Here is a 14547-nt window from a genome sequence, read left to right on the forward strand (position 1 = left end):
GACGCCCCTGCATAAGATTTGCCAACTCGGACGGGCGTTGTCCAAGAACGTGTGCACCCGCGATTCCTACGCGTCGGTCGCGTTCCCCCCGCCGCTCGCCGTCGGGAGGTAGTCTTCGTCCACGAAGAACACGGTCTCGCTCCCCCAGAGGGTCAGTTCCTCCTCGAAGGCGCGATAGCCGTCGAGTCGCTCGGCGACCTGCGAGCGGTCCCCGGCCCGGGCGACGACCACGGGCGGCGGGTTCGACCCGACCACGCCGAGGTCGACGGTGCTGTTGACCGCCGCGCCGTGCATCTCGGTGTACCACGGCAGGGGTAACCGGTCGTACCAGCCGCCGCCCGCCGCCCAGCGGTCGTTCTCGGACTCATTGGCGACGTAGAAGTCAGAGCCGTAGTACAGCACGTCGGTGCCGTCGTTGTGCGCCGCGGCGTAGCGCACCCGTTCGAGGGTCGGCCGGATGCCCGCCGCGGGTTGGCCGTACTGGACCAGCAGATTCTCGTCCTGTTCGGCGTCGTCCACGTAGTGGTCGGCCGGATGGAGGTACGTGGAGTCGACCGCGGTGGCTCCGACCTGTCCGGCGAGTAGCAACACGAGCAGTGCCGCGAACGTGGCGCTCACGGCGTCCCCGTCGGCGACGGCCTCCGACCCCCACCGGACGATGATGGCGAGACCGACGCCCGCGGGAATCGCCAGCGGGACCACGGCGTGGACGACCTCCCACGGGAACGCGTTCTCCACGATGACGGGGTAGCCGAGGACGCTGACGAACCCCCAGTAACTGGCGAACGACACCACGTCTCGGGGCCGGTCACCGACGTATCGGTCCGCGACGAACCCGACCACCGACAGCGCGAGGAGGACGGCCGCGCCCTCCCAGAGGACCGCGCCGAGCGACTTGAACGTCGAGATGTACGACGACTCGTTGCCGCCGCCCCACTTATCGACGAACGACTCCCACGACCCCACGGTGGCCTCCTCGACGACTGCGGGGAACGTCCCCGGGTTCGAGAACGCCTTCCAGAGACCGGGGTCTGAGGTGGGTCCGGCCCGCGGCGCGTAGAAGAAGATGACGACGGCGAAGAAGAAGACGAGGGCGAGGACGAGGTGGAGCACCCACCGAATGGCCCGCGGAGAGTCTACCATCTCGCGGATTCGCCCGCGGAGGTAGGCCGTCCGACTGCCGTCCGCGAGTTGGAGCCGGTGGTCGAACAGCAGGACAGCCGCGCCGACCCACGTCACGACGTAGACCAGCACGTTCTCCTTGGTGGTGAACGCCAGCGCGAGCATCAGCGTCCCGATGTAGAGGTATCGCGGCTTTCGGGTGTCGAACAGTCGGGTGTAGAACGCCAGCGCGTACACCATGAACGCCGCCAGCAACACGTCGTTGCGCATGAACCGCGAATAGTAGAGGACGATGGGGTTGGCCGCGAGGAAGAGGCCGACCGCGACCATCTCGACCCGACGGAGTCGCTCGCGGAACAGCCACGCGGTCAGCGGGAGCAGTCCCGAGACCACGGCGACGGGGACGCGGGCCACGAAGTCGCTCGCGCCGAACAACTGGAAGAGATACTTGTTCACGTGGTAGAGGAACGGGCCGTGGATGACGGCGTGGTACTCCCAGATGCCGTTCTCGGCGTAGCGCAGAATCCAGTAGCCGACCCGGCCCTCGTCCCAGTGAAACACCCGGGAACCGAGCGCGAAGAACCGGAGCGACAGCGACAGGAGGGTCACGCCGAGGACGGCGGCCGCGGTCCGCGCGCCGACCGTCCGACCGAACGCGTTCACGGAATCGGGGAGCCATCGCCGGGCGTCCGCGGACTTCTCGTCTGCGGTCATCACTTCCGGAATCCATCCGGAGGGATACAAGTTTTCCGGAGAACGGTAGTTCTTTTACTCGCCCAGACTTCGGACCCGACATGGTTTCCCTCGGTCTCGTCGTCTCGCAGTTCAACCGGGACGTCACTGAGCAGATGGAAGAACGCGCCACCGAGGCCGCCACCGACCGCGGTGCCGAGGTGGTCGAGACGCTGCGCGTCCCCGGCGCGTACGACGCGCCGCTGGCGGCCGACCGCCTCGCCAGACGCGACGAAATCGACGCCGTTGCCGTGGTCGGGACCATCGTGACCGGCGACACGGACCACGATCAGGTCATCGCCGACGCCGCCGCGAAGGGCCTGACCGACGTGAGTCTCGACCGCGACACGCCGGTCACCTTCGGCGTGAGCGGTCCGGGCATGTCCGGAGCGGAGGCCCGGGAGCGCGTGGACAAAGGCACGGAAGCGGTAGACGCGGCAGTCGAACTTGCGGAGGAACTCTAAGATGCACTTCTCAGACCGAATTCAGCGAGTCGAACCGAGCGCGACCCTCGCCATCAGCAACCTCGCGGCCGAACTGGAGGCCGATGGCGCGGACGTGATTGACCTGAGCGTCGGCGAACCCGACTTCCCGACGCCCGAGAACATCGTCGACGCGGGACAGGAGGCGATGGACGCGGGCCACACCGGCTACACGTCCTCGAACGGCATCCCGGAACTCCGCGAGGCCATCGCCGAGAAACTTCGGGGCGACGGACTCGACTACGAGGCCGGGAACGTCATCGTCACGCCCGGCGCGAAGCAGGCGCTCTACGAGGCGGTCCAGACCCTCGTGGACGACGGCGACGAAGTCGTCCTGCTCGACCCCGCGTGGGTCTCCTACGAGGCGATGGTCAAACTCGCGGGCGGGAGCCTGAACCGAGTGGACCTCGCGCCCCACGACTTCCAACTCGAACCCGCGCTGGACGACCTCGGCGAGGCCGTCTCGGACGAGACCGAACTGCTAGTCGTCAACTCGCCGAGCAACCCCACGGGCGCGGTCTACTCCGACGCCGCGCTCGAGGGCGTCCGCGACCTCGCGGTCGAACACGACGTGACCGTCATCAGCGACGAAATCTACCAGCAGATAACCTACGGCGCGGAACCGACCAGTCTCGGCACCTTCGACGGGATGGCCGAGCGCACGGTCACGGTCAACGGCTTCTCGAAGGCCTACTCGATGACCGGGTGGCGACTCGGCTACTTCGCCGGACCGGAGGAACTGATCTCCGAGGCCGGAAAGCTCCACTCTCACTCGGTCTCCTGCGCGACCAACTTCGTCCAGCACGCCGGTATCGAGGCCCTCGAAAACACCGACGACGCGATAGACGAGATGGTCGAGGCGTTCGCCGAGCGCCGCGAGTTCCTGCTCTCGCGCCTCGGCGAGGAGGGCGTCGAAGCGCCCGAACCCGACGGCGCGTTCTACCTCATGATGCCGGTCGCCGACGACGACCAGCAGTGGTGCGAGGACGCGCTGGAGGAGGCCCACGTGGCCACCGTCCCCGGAAGCGCCTTCGGCGCGCCGGGCTACGCCCGCATCTCCTACGCCAACAGCAAGGAGCGCATCGGCGAAGCCGTGGACAGACTCGTGGACGCCGACCTGCTGTAAGCCGACCGCTTTTCCGCGATTCCCGTCCGACGAGAACGTCCCCGCTATCGTAACAGTCAGTCCGCCGTAGCTAGCGGTAGCGCCCATGTACGACACCCTGCTCGTCCCTACCGACGGTAGCGAACACGCCGAGCGCGCCGCCGAACACGCGCTGAGTCTGTCCCGCGCGTTCGACGCGACGGTCCACTTCCTCGCCGTCGTGGACGTGGACGCGGAAGCCGGTCTCGACGCCGAGACCGCGGTCGTGAAGGGAGTCCCGGATGGGGGTTGCTCGACTACGCCGAAGAGAACGACGTCGACCTGTTCACCATGGGGACCCACGGCCATCGCGGTCTCGACCGTCACTTCCTCGGCAGTACCACCGCGCAGGTCGTCAGAACCCAGACGTTCCGGTGCTGTCGGTACGTGCGCCCGAAGGCGGAGACGGAGGCGAGTGACTCCGTTCGACGTTCCGACAGCTCTCCGCACGCGCGAGGAATACACGAACAGTCACCGTCCGGGATTGATTCGACCTCGACTCCCCGTCGTCGGCCAGTTCGCGTAGTTCGGCGGCGACCGACTGGTTGCTCCCAATCGTCTCTTTGTCGGTCCACGCGATAGTTCGTCAGCAGGCCGTATCAGTACGGCCGACGATAGGACTCGGTTCCGTCTCCGGGAATCCATAATGAACGAGTGTTAACTACAATCGTAGTAATAATTCAAAAGCTTCGTTATCGACCGACCGAAACGGTCCGAATTGGACCTTACATGCCCACAACCGATACACTGAGTGCCAGCGGCGCTGGCCGTAACCGATTCATCTACGTCACCGCCGCGCTGGCCGCCCTCAACGGACTGCTGTTCGGATTCGACACGGGAATCATCTCCGGCGCGTTCCTGTACATCAAACAGACGTTCTCCATGTCGCCGCTGGTCCGTGGCGTGGTAGTCAGCGGTGCGATGGCGGGTGCCGCGGCCGGGGCCGCGCTCGGCGGGAAACTGGCCGACCGCATCGGTCGTCGCCGACTCATCCTGCTCGGCGCGGCCGTGTTCTTCGTGGGGTCGTTCACGATGGCCGTCGCGCCGAACGTCCCCGTACTCGTGCTGGGCCGACTCATCGACGGGGTCGCCATCGGTTTCGCGTCCATCGTCGGTCCGCTCTACATCTCCGAAATCGCGCCGCCGAAGATTCGGGGCGCGCTCACGTCGCTCAACCAACTCATGGTCACGGTCGGTATCCTCGTCTCGTACTTCGTGAACTACGCGTTCGCCGACGCGGGCGCGTGGCGCTGGATGCTCGGGGCCGGGATGGTTCCGGCGGTCGTCCTCGCCGCGGGGATGGTCAAGATGCCCGAGAGTCCGCGCTGGCTCTTCGAACACGGTCGCCGCGACGAGGCCCGCGAGGTCCTCGAACGCACCCGCGAGGGGAGCGTCGAGGCGGAACTGTCCGAAATCTCCGAGACGGTCGAGAAGCAGTCCGGCACGGGTCTCGGCGACCTGCTCCAACCGTGGCTCCGCCCGGCGCTGGTCGTCGGTCTCGGACTCGCGGTGTTCCAGCAGGTCACGGGCATCAACGCAGTCATGTACTACGCGCCGACGGTCCTCGAATCGACAGGGTTCGGCAGCGCGACCTCGATTCTGGCGACGGTGGGTATCGGCGTCATCAACGTCGTCATGACAGTCGTCGCCATCGCGCTCATCGACCGCGTCGGGCGGCGCGCCCTCCTGCTCGTCGGGGTCGGCGGGATGGTCGTCACGCTCGGCGTCCTCGGTGCCGTCTTCTACCTCCCCGGGTTCTCCGGGGCGCTCGGGTGGTTCGCCACCGGCAGTCTCATGCTGTACGTCGCGTTCTTCGCCATCGGCCTCGGGCCGGTGTTCTGGCTCCTCATCTCCGAGATTTACCCGCTGTCGGCCCGCGGAACCGCGATGGGGGCGGTGACGGTCGCCAACTGGGGCGCGAACCTCGTGGTCTCGCTGACGTTCCCGATGCTGACCGCCAACGTCGGCACCTCCGTCACGTTCTGGCTGTTCGGCGCGTTCAGTCTCGCCGCGCTGGTGTTCACCTATTACGTCGTCCCGGAGACCAAAGGACGGTCGCTCGAAGCGATAGAGGCCGACCTCCGCGAGAACGTCGCCACCGCGTCGGCCGGTAGTTCGGTGGACGAGTCGCCCGAAATCGGCGACGACTGAGAGTCGCTACTCCAGACTCAGACCGGGATGCCACCGCTCGACGCCCGCCTCCTCCTTCACCTCGTCCATCTGCGCCAGAAGCTTCACCGCGAGGCTGGCCGTCTCGGCGGCCCGGTTCTCGCCCTCTGTCAGGAACTCGCCCGTCTCCCGGTTGGCGAACACCGAGCAGACCGCGCCCGCCCGCAGGCCGTAGATGTTGGCGAGGGTCATGATGGCGCTGGCCTCCATCTCGATGTTCTTGACGTTCGCGTTCTTGAGACCCTCGACGAGTTCGTCGCTCCCGGCGGCCTCGAACCCCTCGAACCCGGGGCGTCCCTGCCCGGCGTAGAAACTGTCGGCGCTCATCGTGATGCCGGTGTGGTAGTCGTAGCCGAGGCGCTCGGCGGCCGCGACCAGCGCCGAGACGACTTCGTAGTCGGCCACGGCGGGGTAGTCCTCGCGGACGTACGCGTCGCTCGTACCCTCTTGGCGGACGCCGCCGGTCGTGATTACGAGGTCGCCGACCTCCATGTCGGGTTGAATCGCGCCGCAGGACCCGACGCGGAGGAAGGTGTCCGCGCCGACGCGGGCCAACTCCTCGACCGCGATTGCGGCCGAGGGGCTTCCGATGCCGGTCGAAGCCACGCTGATGGGCGTCCCCTCGTAGTCGCCCGTGACGGTCCGGTACTCGCGGTGGTGGCCCATCTCCTCGGCCGAGTCCCAGAACTGGGTTATCTTCTCGATGCGCTCGGGGTTGCCGGGCAGGAGGACGGCGTCGGCCACGTCGCCCTCGCCGACTTCGAGGTGATACTGCACGTCGTCGTTCGGGTCTTCGCTGTCGCCGGTCATGCCGTTGGCTGACTCGGCGGCGCGGCTTAAAGGGTTCGTCGCGGCGGCGAAATCGGGGGCGGGCCGACGGAAACGAGGGGCTTTTCTCCGACGCGTTCCGAGTGCACGGCGTGTCGCGCTATCGAGACGCCGCGTTGTTCGTGTTCCTCGCAGTCGCGTGGGGCGGGTCGTTCGTCGCCATCGAGGTGGGACTGGAATCGCTACCGCCCCTGTTGTTCGGCGCGCTCCGGTACGACGTCGGCGCTGCCATACTCGTCGTCTACGCCGCGGTCGCCCGCGACCGATGGCTGCCCCGGACCCGCGACGACTACCTCGCGGTCCTCGTCGTCGGCGTGTTCCTCATCACGGCGGCGAACGGACTCCTCTTCGTCGGTCAGCAGTACACGACCGGCGGCGTCGCGGCGATTCTCTACAGCCTGAACCCGGTGCTGACGACGGGGTTCGCCCGGAGCTTACTCCCCGGCGACCGACTGTCGCCGCTCGGTCTCCTCGGACTGGTCGTCGGACTCGCTGGCGTCACGCTAGTCGTCCGTCCCGACCCCGCGAACCTGCTCGCGGGCGCGACCGGGAAACTGCTGGTCGTCGGCTCCGCGACCAGCGTCGCGCTCGGGAGCGTCCTGCTCCGACGGCTACGACCCTCCACCGACAGCACCGCGACGACCGCGTGGGGGATGTTCGTCGGTGCGATACTGATGCACGGGGCGAGCCTCGCCGGAGGCGAGCCGCCGCGACTCGCCGACGCGCTCGGCCCGCAGGTAGTCGTCCCGTTGGCGTACCTCGGGGTGGTCGCCACCGCGGGGGCGTACGCCGCATACTTCGGACTGTTGGAGCGTCACAGTCCGGTTCAGGTGAACCTCGTCTCTTATCTCGTGCCGATGGTCACGGCGGTGGCAGGGTGGGTCCTGCTCGGCGAATCGCTGACCCCGGTGACGATAGTCGGCTTTCTGGTCATCCTCGCCGGGTTCGCACTGGTGAAACGCGAGGCGCTGGTCGCGTTCGCGGACCGGTACTCGGTCGAAGCCACGCCGCCGACCCGAAACGAGTAGTGGCGCGCAGCGCGGTGGCGGAAGGTTTTCTCGTTACTCCAGCATCTCCTCGGTGATGGTGTCGGGCAGGAGTTGGCCGAGCGTGTACTCCGCCGTGTCGTCGCCTTCGTCACAGACCACCGGCAGGTCGTCGTCGCAGAACTCCGCGAGCGTCTGTCTGCACATCCCGCAGGGAGTCACGCCGTCGCGCCGGGCGGAACTCACGGCCAGCGCGTCGAACTCGCGGTGGCCCTCCTTGACGGCCTCGGCGACGGCAACCTCCTCGGCGTGGAGCGAGTTGCTGTAGTTGGCGTTCTCGATGTTGCACCCGACGTAGACGCTCCCGTCTGCGGTCCGGAGCGCCGCGCCGACCGGATAGTCCGAGTAGGGGACGTGGGCGTCGTCCTGCACCTCGCGGGCGGCCTCGATGAGTTCGTCCATAGTGGCGGGGATTGGGTGTCGGCGGTGAAATATCTCCCGCTCGGCGCTCACGCGCGAAGGTTCAAGTACGAAGGCGGGACGAATCCCGCACGGACGTTCCGTGCGGTTCCAAAGCGGACAGTTCGCGCGCACTACGGGACCGCCAGTCCGACTAACCGGAGACGGCTGAGCCAGTAGCGCCGAGTTACATCCTCGTCGTCTCGTTCGAGGGTCTCGACCGTCCCACCAGCGCGGGCGGAACTCCGTCGCTACACACGGGAAGAAGGAGTCGCAACTTCGAAAAGACGAACGAACCGCTACTCCTCGCCGGACTCGTAGTGGTCGCCCGCGGCGTCGGGAATCCGGGTGTGACCGACGAACGCCAGCACGACGACCACCGTCACGTACGGGATGATTCCGATGAGTTCGCTCGGGATGTTGTAGCCGAGTTGCTGGAGTCGAATCTGGAGCGCGTCCAGACTGGCGAAGAGGAACGACGCGCCGAACGCGCCCAGCGGGTTGTAGTTGCCGAACAGGTAGGCCGTGATGCCGATCCAGCCCCGGCCGTTGACCATCGTCGCGCCGCCGCCGATGAACTGGCCGACGCGGCCCAGCGCCAGTCCGGCACCGCCGAGACCAGAGAAGAATCCCGACAGCAGGACGCCCGAGTAGCGAATCTTCCGGACGTCCACGCCCACGGTGTCGAGCGCCTTCGGGTTCTCGCCGCTGGCCTCTATCCAGCGCCCGAACGCGGTCCGGTTCAGCACGTACCACCCGGCGGGGACGGCGACGAGCATCATGACGACCGGCGGACTCGCCGTGAAGAAGGTGACGTCCGTGAACGGAATTCCGAACGTCCAGTCGTTCAGCGTGGCGACCGGCGGACTGTTGACCTGTCCCCAGATGACCTTGCTGGCGAACGGCGCGAGACCGAGTGCGATGAGCCACACCGCGAGTCCCGCGATAATCTGGTCGGCCTTGAACTCGATGCAGATAACCGCGAACAGCAGCGCGAACAGGACGCTCGCGAGCACGGCGACCGCGAACCCGAGCCAGAGTTGCAGTTGCGTGGGACTGCCGCTGCTTATCGTTCCGGCCACCGCGATGGAGGTGAACGCCGAGATGATGAGCAGCCCTTCGAGACCGATGTTGATGACGCCGCTCTTCTCGGCGAAGATACCGCCGAGCGCGGCGAACGCGATGGGGACCGTGAGCCGAAGCACCGACCTGACGTAGTTGGCGTCCACGATGCGGACGATCTCGGAGACCGGACTCTCGGGGAAGAACAGTTCGACCGCGACCAGCGCGAGGGCGGCCAGAACCGCGATACCCCCGAGCCACCGTCGCTTCTGCGAGGGGTCGGCGTAACTCATCTGTCGTCACCTCCTTGGTCGCCGTCGGCACTTCCGCCTGTCGTCTCGCCCGCGCCGTCGGTGGCGACCGAGGGTCGCTCGTCGCCGAACCGGAACCGCGCGCCGACCATCCGGAAGAACTCGGGCATGGCGACGAACAGGATGATGAGACCGCGCAGGACCCCGACCAACTGCTTCGGGACCGAAAGCTGGAACTCGATGGCCAGACTGCCGGTCTTGAGCGCGCCGAACAGCAGTGCGGCCGGAATCACTCCGAGCGGGTTGTTCCCCGCGAGGATGGAGACGGTGATGCCGTCGAACCCCAGCGACGGGATGCCCGTCCGCCAGCGCGAGGCGACCATGAGGACGTACACCGCGCCGCCGATACCGCCGATTGCGCCCGACAGCGCCATGCTCGACACCATCGTCTTCTTGGCATCGACGCCGCCGTACTCGGCGGCCTCGGGTTGGACGCCGCTGGTTCGGAGGTCGTATCCGAACGCGGTCCCGTTGAGCATCCAGTAGATGCCGCCCGCGAGGACGAGTGCGCCGACCAGCGCGACCATCGAGAACACCGTCGTGTTGAAGAACACCGGGCGAAGTTGCGCGAAGGCCGGAATCGCTCGCGTCTGCACGGTCTGGCTCCCCGGGTCCTTGAACACCTCCGAGACGAGCGTGAACGCGATGCCGGACGCGACGAAGTTGAGCATGATGGTCGTGATGACCTCGTTCGCACCGGCGTAGGCCTTCAGCGCGCCCGGAATCGCACCCCAAATTCCACCGACCAGCGCACCCGCGAGCAGGCCGACCGAGACGAGAATCAACGCGCCCGCGATGCCCGCGGGGACGACCGGCGCGACCCAGAGGACCGCGAGCGCGGTTCCGAGCGCGCCCAACACGAGTTGCCCTTGCGTTCCGATGTTGAACATCCCGGCGCGGAACGACACCGCGACTGCCAGCCCCGTGAACAGGAGCAGCGTCGTCTCCTTGAGCGTGATGGCGACGTTGTACGGCGGCCACACCGCGCCGACGAGCAGGACCCGATACACCGCGACCGGGTCGTAACAGAACGACCCGACGCCCGACGCGGCGAAGAACGGACTCTCGCAGGTCGCCACCCATCCCGAGACGAGGATGACCAGCGCGCCGACGACCACCGATAGCACGAGCGCCGCGAGGCTGATGAGGATGCGCTCGGCCGCGGAGGCGTCCACGAGTCTCGCCAGCGCGCGGTCGGCCCGGTCCTGCCACGAGTCGTCGGGGTTCGGGTCGGCGCGTTCGTCGTCGGAGTCGCTCATCGTTCACCTCCCACGGCGTCGGCGATGCTGGGCGCGTTCTCGGGGTGTTCGCCCGCCATCAGCAGGCCGAGTTCCTCCTCGGTCACGCGGTCGGGGTCAACGACGTCCATGATTTCGCCCTCGTACATCACGGCGAGGCGGTCCGAGAGCTGTTGGACCTCGTCCAGTTTCGAGGAGACGAGCAGGATGGTCTTGCCCTCGCGCCGCAGGTCGAGGATGCGCTCGTGGATGAACTCGATGCTCCCCACGTCCACCCCGCGAGTCGGATGCGAGGCGACCACCACTTCGGGGTCGCGGGCGAACTCCCGTCCGACCACGAACTTTTGCTGGTTGCCGCCCGACAGCGACTCGGACTCGGCGTCCGGGTTCGGCGGGCGCACGTCGTACTCCTCGATGATTTCTTCGGCGTGGTCGCGGGTGTGCCCCCAGTCGATGCGACCCTTCTCAGCGAACTCGGACGTGTGTTGGCTCCCGAGCAGACCGTTCTCCACGAGGTCGAACTCCATCACGAGACCGCGTTCCTGCCGGTCCTCGGGGACGTACGCCATCCCCGCGTCGATTCGCTCGCGCCGCGAGAGGTCGGTCACGTCCCGTCCGTAGAGCGAGACCGACCCCGATTCGGGCGCGGCGAGACCGGTAATCGCCTCGACGAGTTCCGACTGGCCGTTGCCGTCCACTCCGGCGATGCCGAACACTTCGCCCTCGCGGGCGGTGATATCGACGTCGCTGACCTGTTCGACGCCCCGGTCGTCGGTGACCCGCAGGTTCGACACCGACAGTCCCACCTCGCCCGGTTCGACCGGTTCCTTGTCGGCCTCCAGCAGGACCTCCCGCCCGACCATCAGTTCCGCGAGTTCCTCTCGACTCGTGGCGTCGGCGTCCACCGTCCCGACGTTCCTGCCGTCTCGGAGGACCGTGATGTCGTCGGCCGACTCCATCGCCTCGCCGAGTTTGTGCGTGATGAAGATGATGGTCTTGTCCTCGGCGGCGAGTTCCTCGAACACCTCGAAGAGGTCCTCGACTTCTTGGGGCGTGAGGACCGCGGTCGGTTCGTCAAGAATCAGTACGTCGGCACCGCCGTACAGGGCTTTCAAGATTTCGACCCGCTGTTGCACGCCGACGCTCACGTCCTCGATGCGGGCGGTCGGGTCCACGTCGAACCCGTAGCGCTCGCTCAGTTCCCTGACGTCTCGCTCTGCCTGTGCGCGGTCCATGGCCAGTCCGCCCCACTTCCGGGGTTCGTGGCCGAGGACAATGTTCTCGGCCGTGGTCAGGGTGTCGACTAGCATGAAGTGCTGGTGAATCATCCCGACGCCCGCGTCGATAGCGTCGCGCGGCGTGTCGAACGTACGAGGCTCCCCGTGGAGATGGACGGTACCCCCCTCGGGCTGATAGAGACCGTACAGGACGTTCATCAGCGTCGTTTTACCCGCGCCGTTCTCGCCGAGCAGGGCGTGGACGGTTCCCTCCTCGACTTCGAGGTCGACCTCGTCGTTGGCGACGACCCCGGGGAATCGCTTGGTGATTCCCTCGAGATGGACGGCTACGCTCATTCTTAGTCGGTGTTCTCGGCCTTCCCGCTTAAGATGCGCGGATTTACAGAGCAACCCTTAGATAAAGTACGTGTTCGGCGGTCGGCCCTTTTTCTCGCGGCGACTACTGCGTGGTCGTCGTCGCCTGCCCGACTTGGGACGGCTTGGTCGGAACCGTAATCTCGCCGTTCACGATTCGCTGCTTCGACTGTTCGAGCGCCGACTTGACCTCCTGCGGAATCTCCGACGCGAGCTGCGACCCGTACACCGCTTCGACGCCGTTCTCTTGGAGTCCGAGTCTGTTGACGGAACCGCCTTGGAAGTTGCCGTTGACGACTCGCTCGACGGACTGGAGCACCGCTTGGTCGACGTGTTTGACCATGCTGGCCAGAATCACGTCGGCGTAGTCCGGCAGGCTCTCGGACTGGTCGGCGTCCACGCCGATGGCGTAGCGACCACTGCTCTGGGCCGCTTTGAACACGCCGGTCCCCGTCCCGCCCGCGGCGTGGTAGATGATGTCCGCGCCGTTGTCGTACATCGAATTGGCGATGGACTGCCCCTTCGCGGGGTCGCTCCACGCGCCCGCGTACGCAGAGAGGACGTTGACGTCGGGGTTCGCGTGCTCGACTCCGGCGAGATACCCCGCCTCGAACTTCTTGATGAGGGGGACCTCTTTGCCGCCGACGAAGCCGACGGTGAGATCGTCGTTGGTCTCGCCCGCACCGGCGCTGAAGTCCATGTCGGTCATCAGGCCCGCGAGATGGCCGACTTGGAACGACCCCTGCTGTTCCTTGAACACGTAACTGGCGACGTTCGGCTGTTCGACGACGGTGTCCACGACCATGAACCGCTGGTCGGAGAAACGCTGGGCGTTGCGCTGGAGGGCCTCGGCCTGCACGAAGCCGATGCAGCAGATGAGTTCGTAGTCCGGATTCTGGGACCGGGCGAACCGCCGCTGGAGCGTCGCCACGTCGCTCGGACTGCTCGGTTCGGCGTTCTGGAACTCCACCGCGAACTCGTCGGCCGCTTGCTGGACCCCTCTGTGGGCCATGTCGTTGAACGAGTTGTCCCCCAGTCCGCCGGTGGCGTACACCATCCCGACGTTGGTCGTGTCGTCCTGCAGGAATCCGGTCGATCCGAAGGCGGCCGCCCCACCCAGTAGCTGCAAGAATCGTCGTCTGTGTTCGTGTTTCCCCCGCATACCCCTCACGTTCATCATCGACCGTGATATAGTCGGCGCTTTGTTGCCCGTCGGGCCGCGTGAAACCGAAATAGAGAGACCGAAACGTAGAACGAGAACGGTATCGACGGTGGAACCTCAGACGTTTTCGGGCTTGGTCGGCACTTCGATGTCGCCTGCCACGACCTTCTTCCGGGAGGACTTGAGCGCCGACTTGACGGAGTCGGGAATTTCGGAGGCGAGGTCCTTGCCGTACACCGCCGCGACGCCGTTCTGCTCGAGTCCGAGGCGCTGGACGGAGCCGCCCTTGAAGTTGCCGTTGGCGGTGCGCTCGACCGAGCGGTAGACCGCTTCGTTGACGTACTTGACCATGCTGGCGAGGATGACGTCGCTGTACTTCGGCAGGCTCTTGGACTGGTCGGAGTCCACGCCGAGCGCGTACCGACCCTGGCTCTGAGCCGCCTTGAACACGCCGTTACCGGTGCCGCCCGCGGCGTGGTAGATGATGTCCGCGCCCTTGTTGTACATCGAGTTGGCGATGGACTGGCCTTTGCCGGGGTCGCTCCACGTGCCCGCGTAGGCCGAGAGGACGTTGATATCGGCGTTGGCGTGCTTGACGCCAGCCTTGAACCCGGCCTCGAACTTCTTGATGAGGGGGACCTCCTTGCCGCCGACGAAGCCGACAGTGAGGTCGCCGTTGGTCTCGCCCGCACCGGCGCTGAAGTCCATGTCGGTCATCAGGCCCGCGAGGTGGCCGACTTGGAAGGAGCCTTGGTGTTCCTTGAACGTGTAACTCGACACGTTGTCCTGCTCGACGACGGTGTCGACGACCATGAACTTCTGGTCGGAGAAGCGTTTGGCGTTCTCCTTGAGGCCGCTGGACTGCACGAAGCCGATGCAACTGATGAGGTCGTACTCGGGGTTCTGGGACCGGGCGAACTTGCGCTGGAGCGACGCCACGTCGCTCGGACTGCTCGGTTCGGCGTTCTTGAAGGAGACGCCGAAGTCGGACTCGGCCTTCTTGATGCCCTTGTGGGCCATGTCGTTGAACGAGTTGTCACCGAGACCGCCGGTGGCGTACACCATCCCGACGTTCATCGGGTCGGCGGCCGTGGTGGTCTGGGACTCGGTCGTTCCGTCGTCGGACTCGGTCGTGGTGGTCTCGGTGCTACCGCCGCCGCCGCCGAGACAGCCAGCGAGTCCGGTTCCGAGGAGGCCCGCACCGCTTACCTTGAGCATCTTACGCTTCCGTTTGTCAATTTTCGCCATCTTGTCCGATGT

12 protein-coding genes and 1 pseudogene are annotated in these 14547 nt (G+C 66.4%); 5 read left to right on the forward strand and 8 right to left on the reverse strand.

Features of this window, described 5'->3' with window-relative positions:
• Positions 1-66: 66 nt before the first annotated feature.
• Positions 67-1836: a flippase activity-associated protein Agl23 gene (locus tag NGM06_RS11745; RefSeq protein ID WP_254267140.1), complete on the reverse strand. Its 1770-nt coding sequence runs from the start codon at positions 1834-1836 to the stop codon at positions 67-69.
• A gap of 80 nt (positions 1837-1916) precedes the next feature.
• Here NGM06_RS11745 and ribH point away from each other — a divergent pair, with 80 nt between their 5' ends.
• From ribH to NGM06_RS11765, 4 genes and pseudogenes are all read left to right on the forward strand, one after another.
• The gene (ribH, locus tag NGM06_RS11750; RefSeq protein ID WP_254267141.1) at positions 1917-2318 is read left to right on the forward strand and encodes a 6,7-dimethyl-8-ribityllumazine synthase; all 402 of its coding nucleotides are present in this window, start codon (positions 1917-1919) and stop codon (positions 2316-2318) included.
• Position 2319: 1 nt separating this feature from the next.
• Entirely contained in the window at positions 2320-3462 is a 1143-nt protein-coding gene (locus NGM06_RS11755; protein ID WP_254267142.1) for a pyridoxal phosphate-dependent aminotransferase, read from the forward strand.
• 85 nt (positions 3463-3547) lie between these two features.
• Positions 3548-4062: pseudogene (locus tag NGM06_RS11760) on the forward strand (universal stress protein).
• Between the two features lie 147 nt (positions 4063-4209).
• Positions 4210-5631, forward strand: a complete 1422-nt coding sequence (locus NGM06_RS11765) for a sugar porter family MFS transporter (RefSeq protein WP_254267143.1) — start codon at positions 4210-4212, stop codon at positions 5629-5631.
• A gap of 6 nt (positions 5632-5637) precedes the next feature.
• Here NGM06_RS11765 and NGM06_RS11770 read toward each other — a convergent pair whose 3' ends face one another.
• A complete protein-coding gene (locus NGM06_RS11770) occupies positions 5638-6459 on the reverse strand; it encodes a nucleoside phosphorylase (protein ID WP_254267144.1) in 822 nt (273 codons plus the stop codon).
• A gap of 110 nt (positions 6460-6569) precedes the next feature.
• Between NGM06_RS11770 and NGM06_RS11775 the strand changes: the two genes are divergently transcribed.
• Positions 6570-7505: a DMT family transporter gene (locus NGM06_RS11775; RefSeq protein WP_254267145.1), complete on the forward strand. Its 936-nt coding sequence runs from the start codon at positions 6570-6572 to the stop codon at positions 7503-7505.
• Positions 7506-7538: 33 nt separating this feature from the next.
• Here the strand turns inward: NGM06_RS11775 and cdd are convergent, their stop codons facing one another.
• The 6 genes from cdd to NGM06_RS11805 form a co-directional block, all read right to left on the reverse strand.
• Positions 7539-7925, reverse strand: coding sequence for a cytidine deaminase (gene cdd / locus NGM06_RS11780; protein ID WP_254267146.1), 387 nt, complete (start codon positions 7923-7925; stop codon positions 7539-7541).
• A 296-nt stretch (positions 7926-8221) separates the two neighbouring features.
• Complete coding sequence (locus tag NGM06_RS11785) at positions 8222-9277, reverse strand: ABC transporter permease (RefSeq protein ID WP_254267147.1); 1056 nt, start codon at positions 9275-9277, stop codon at positions 8222-8224.
• Positions 9274-10554, reverse strand: coding sequence for an ABC transporter permease (locus tag NGM06_RS11790; protein WP_254267148.1), 1281 nt, complete (start codon positions 10552-10554; stop codon positions 9274-9276). The genes NGM06_RS11785 and NGM06_RS11790 overlap by 4 nt, the downstream gene beginning before the upstream one ends.
• The gene (locus NGM06_RS11795; protein WP_254267149.1) at positions 10551-12107 is read right to left on the reverse strand and encodes an ABC transporter ATP-binding protein; all 1557 of its coding nucleotides are present in this window, start codon (positions 12105-12107) and stop codon (positions 10551-10553) included. Before NGM06_RS11795 ends, NGM06_RS11790 begins: the two co-directional genes overlap by 4 nt.
• A gap of 103 nt (positions 12108-12210) precedes the next feature.
• Positions 12211-13287, reverse strand: a complete 1077-nt coding sequence (locus tag NGM06_RS11800) for a BMP family lipoprotein (protein WP_254267150.1) — start codon at positions 13285-13287, stop codon at positions 12211-12213.
• A 117-nt stretch (positions 13288-13404) separates the two neighbouring features.
• A complete protein-coding gene (locus tag NGM06_RS11805; RefSeq protein WP_254267151.1) occupies positions 13405-14535 on the reverse strand; it encodes a BMP family lipoprotein in 1131 nt (376 codons plus the stop codon).
• Positions 14536-14547: the final 12 nt, after the last annotated feature.

Source organism: Halorussus aquaticus, from assembly GCF_024218795.1.
In the GTDB taxonomy this organism is placed as follows: domain Archaea; phylum Halobacteriota; class Halobacteria; order Halobacteriales; family Haladaptataceae; genus Halorussus; species Halorussus aquaticus.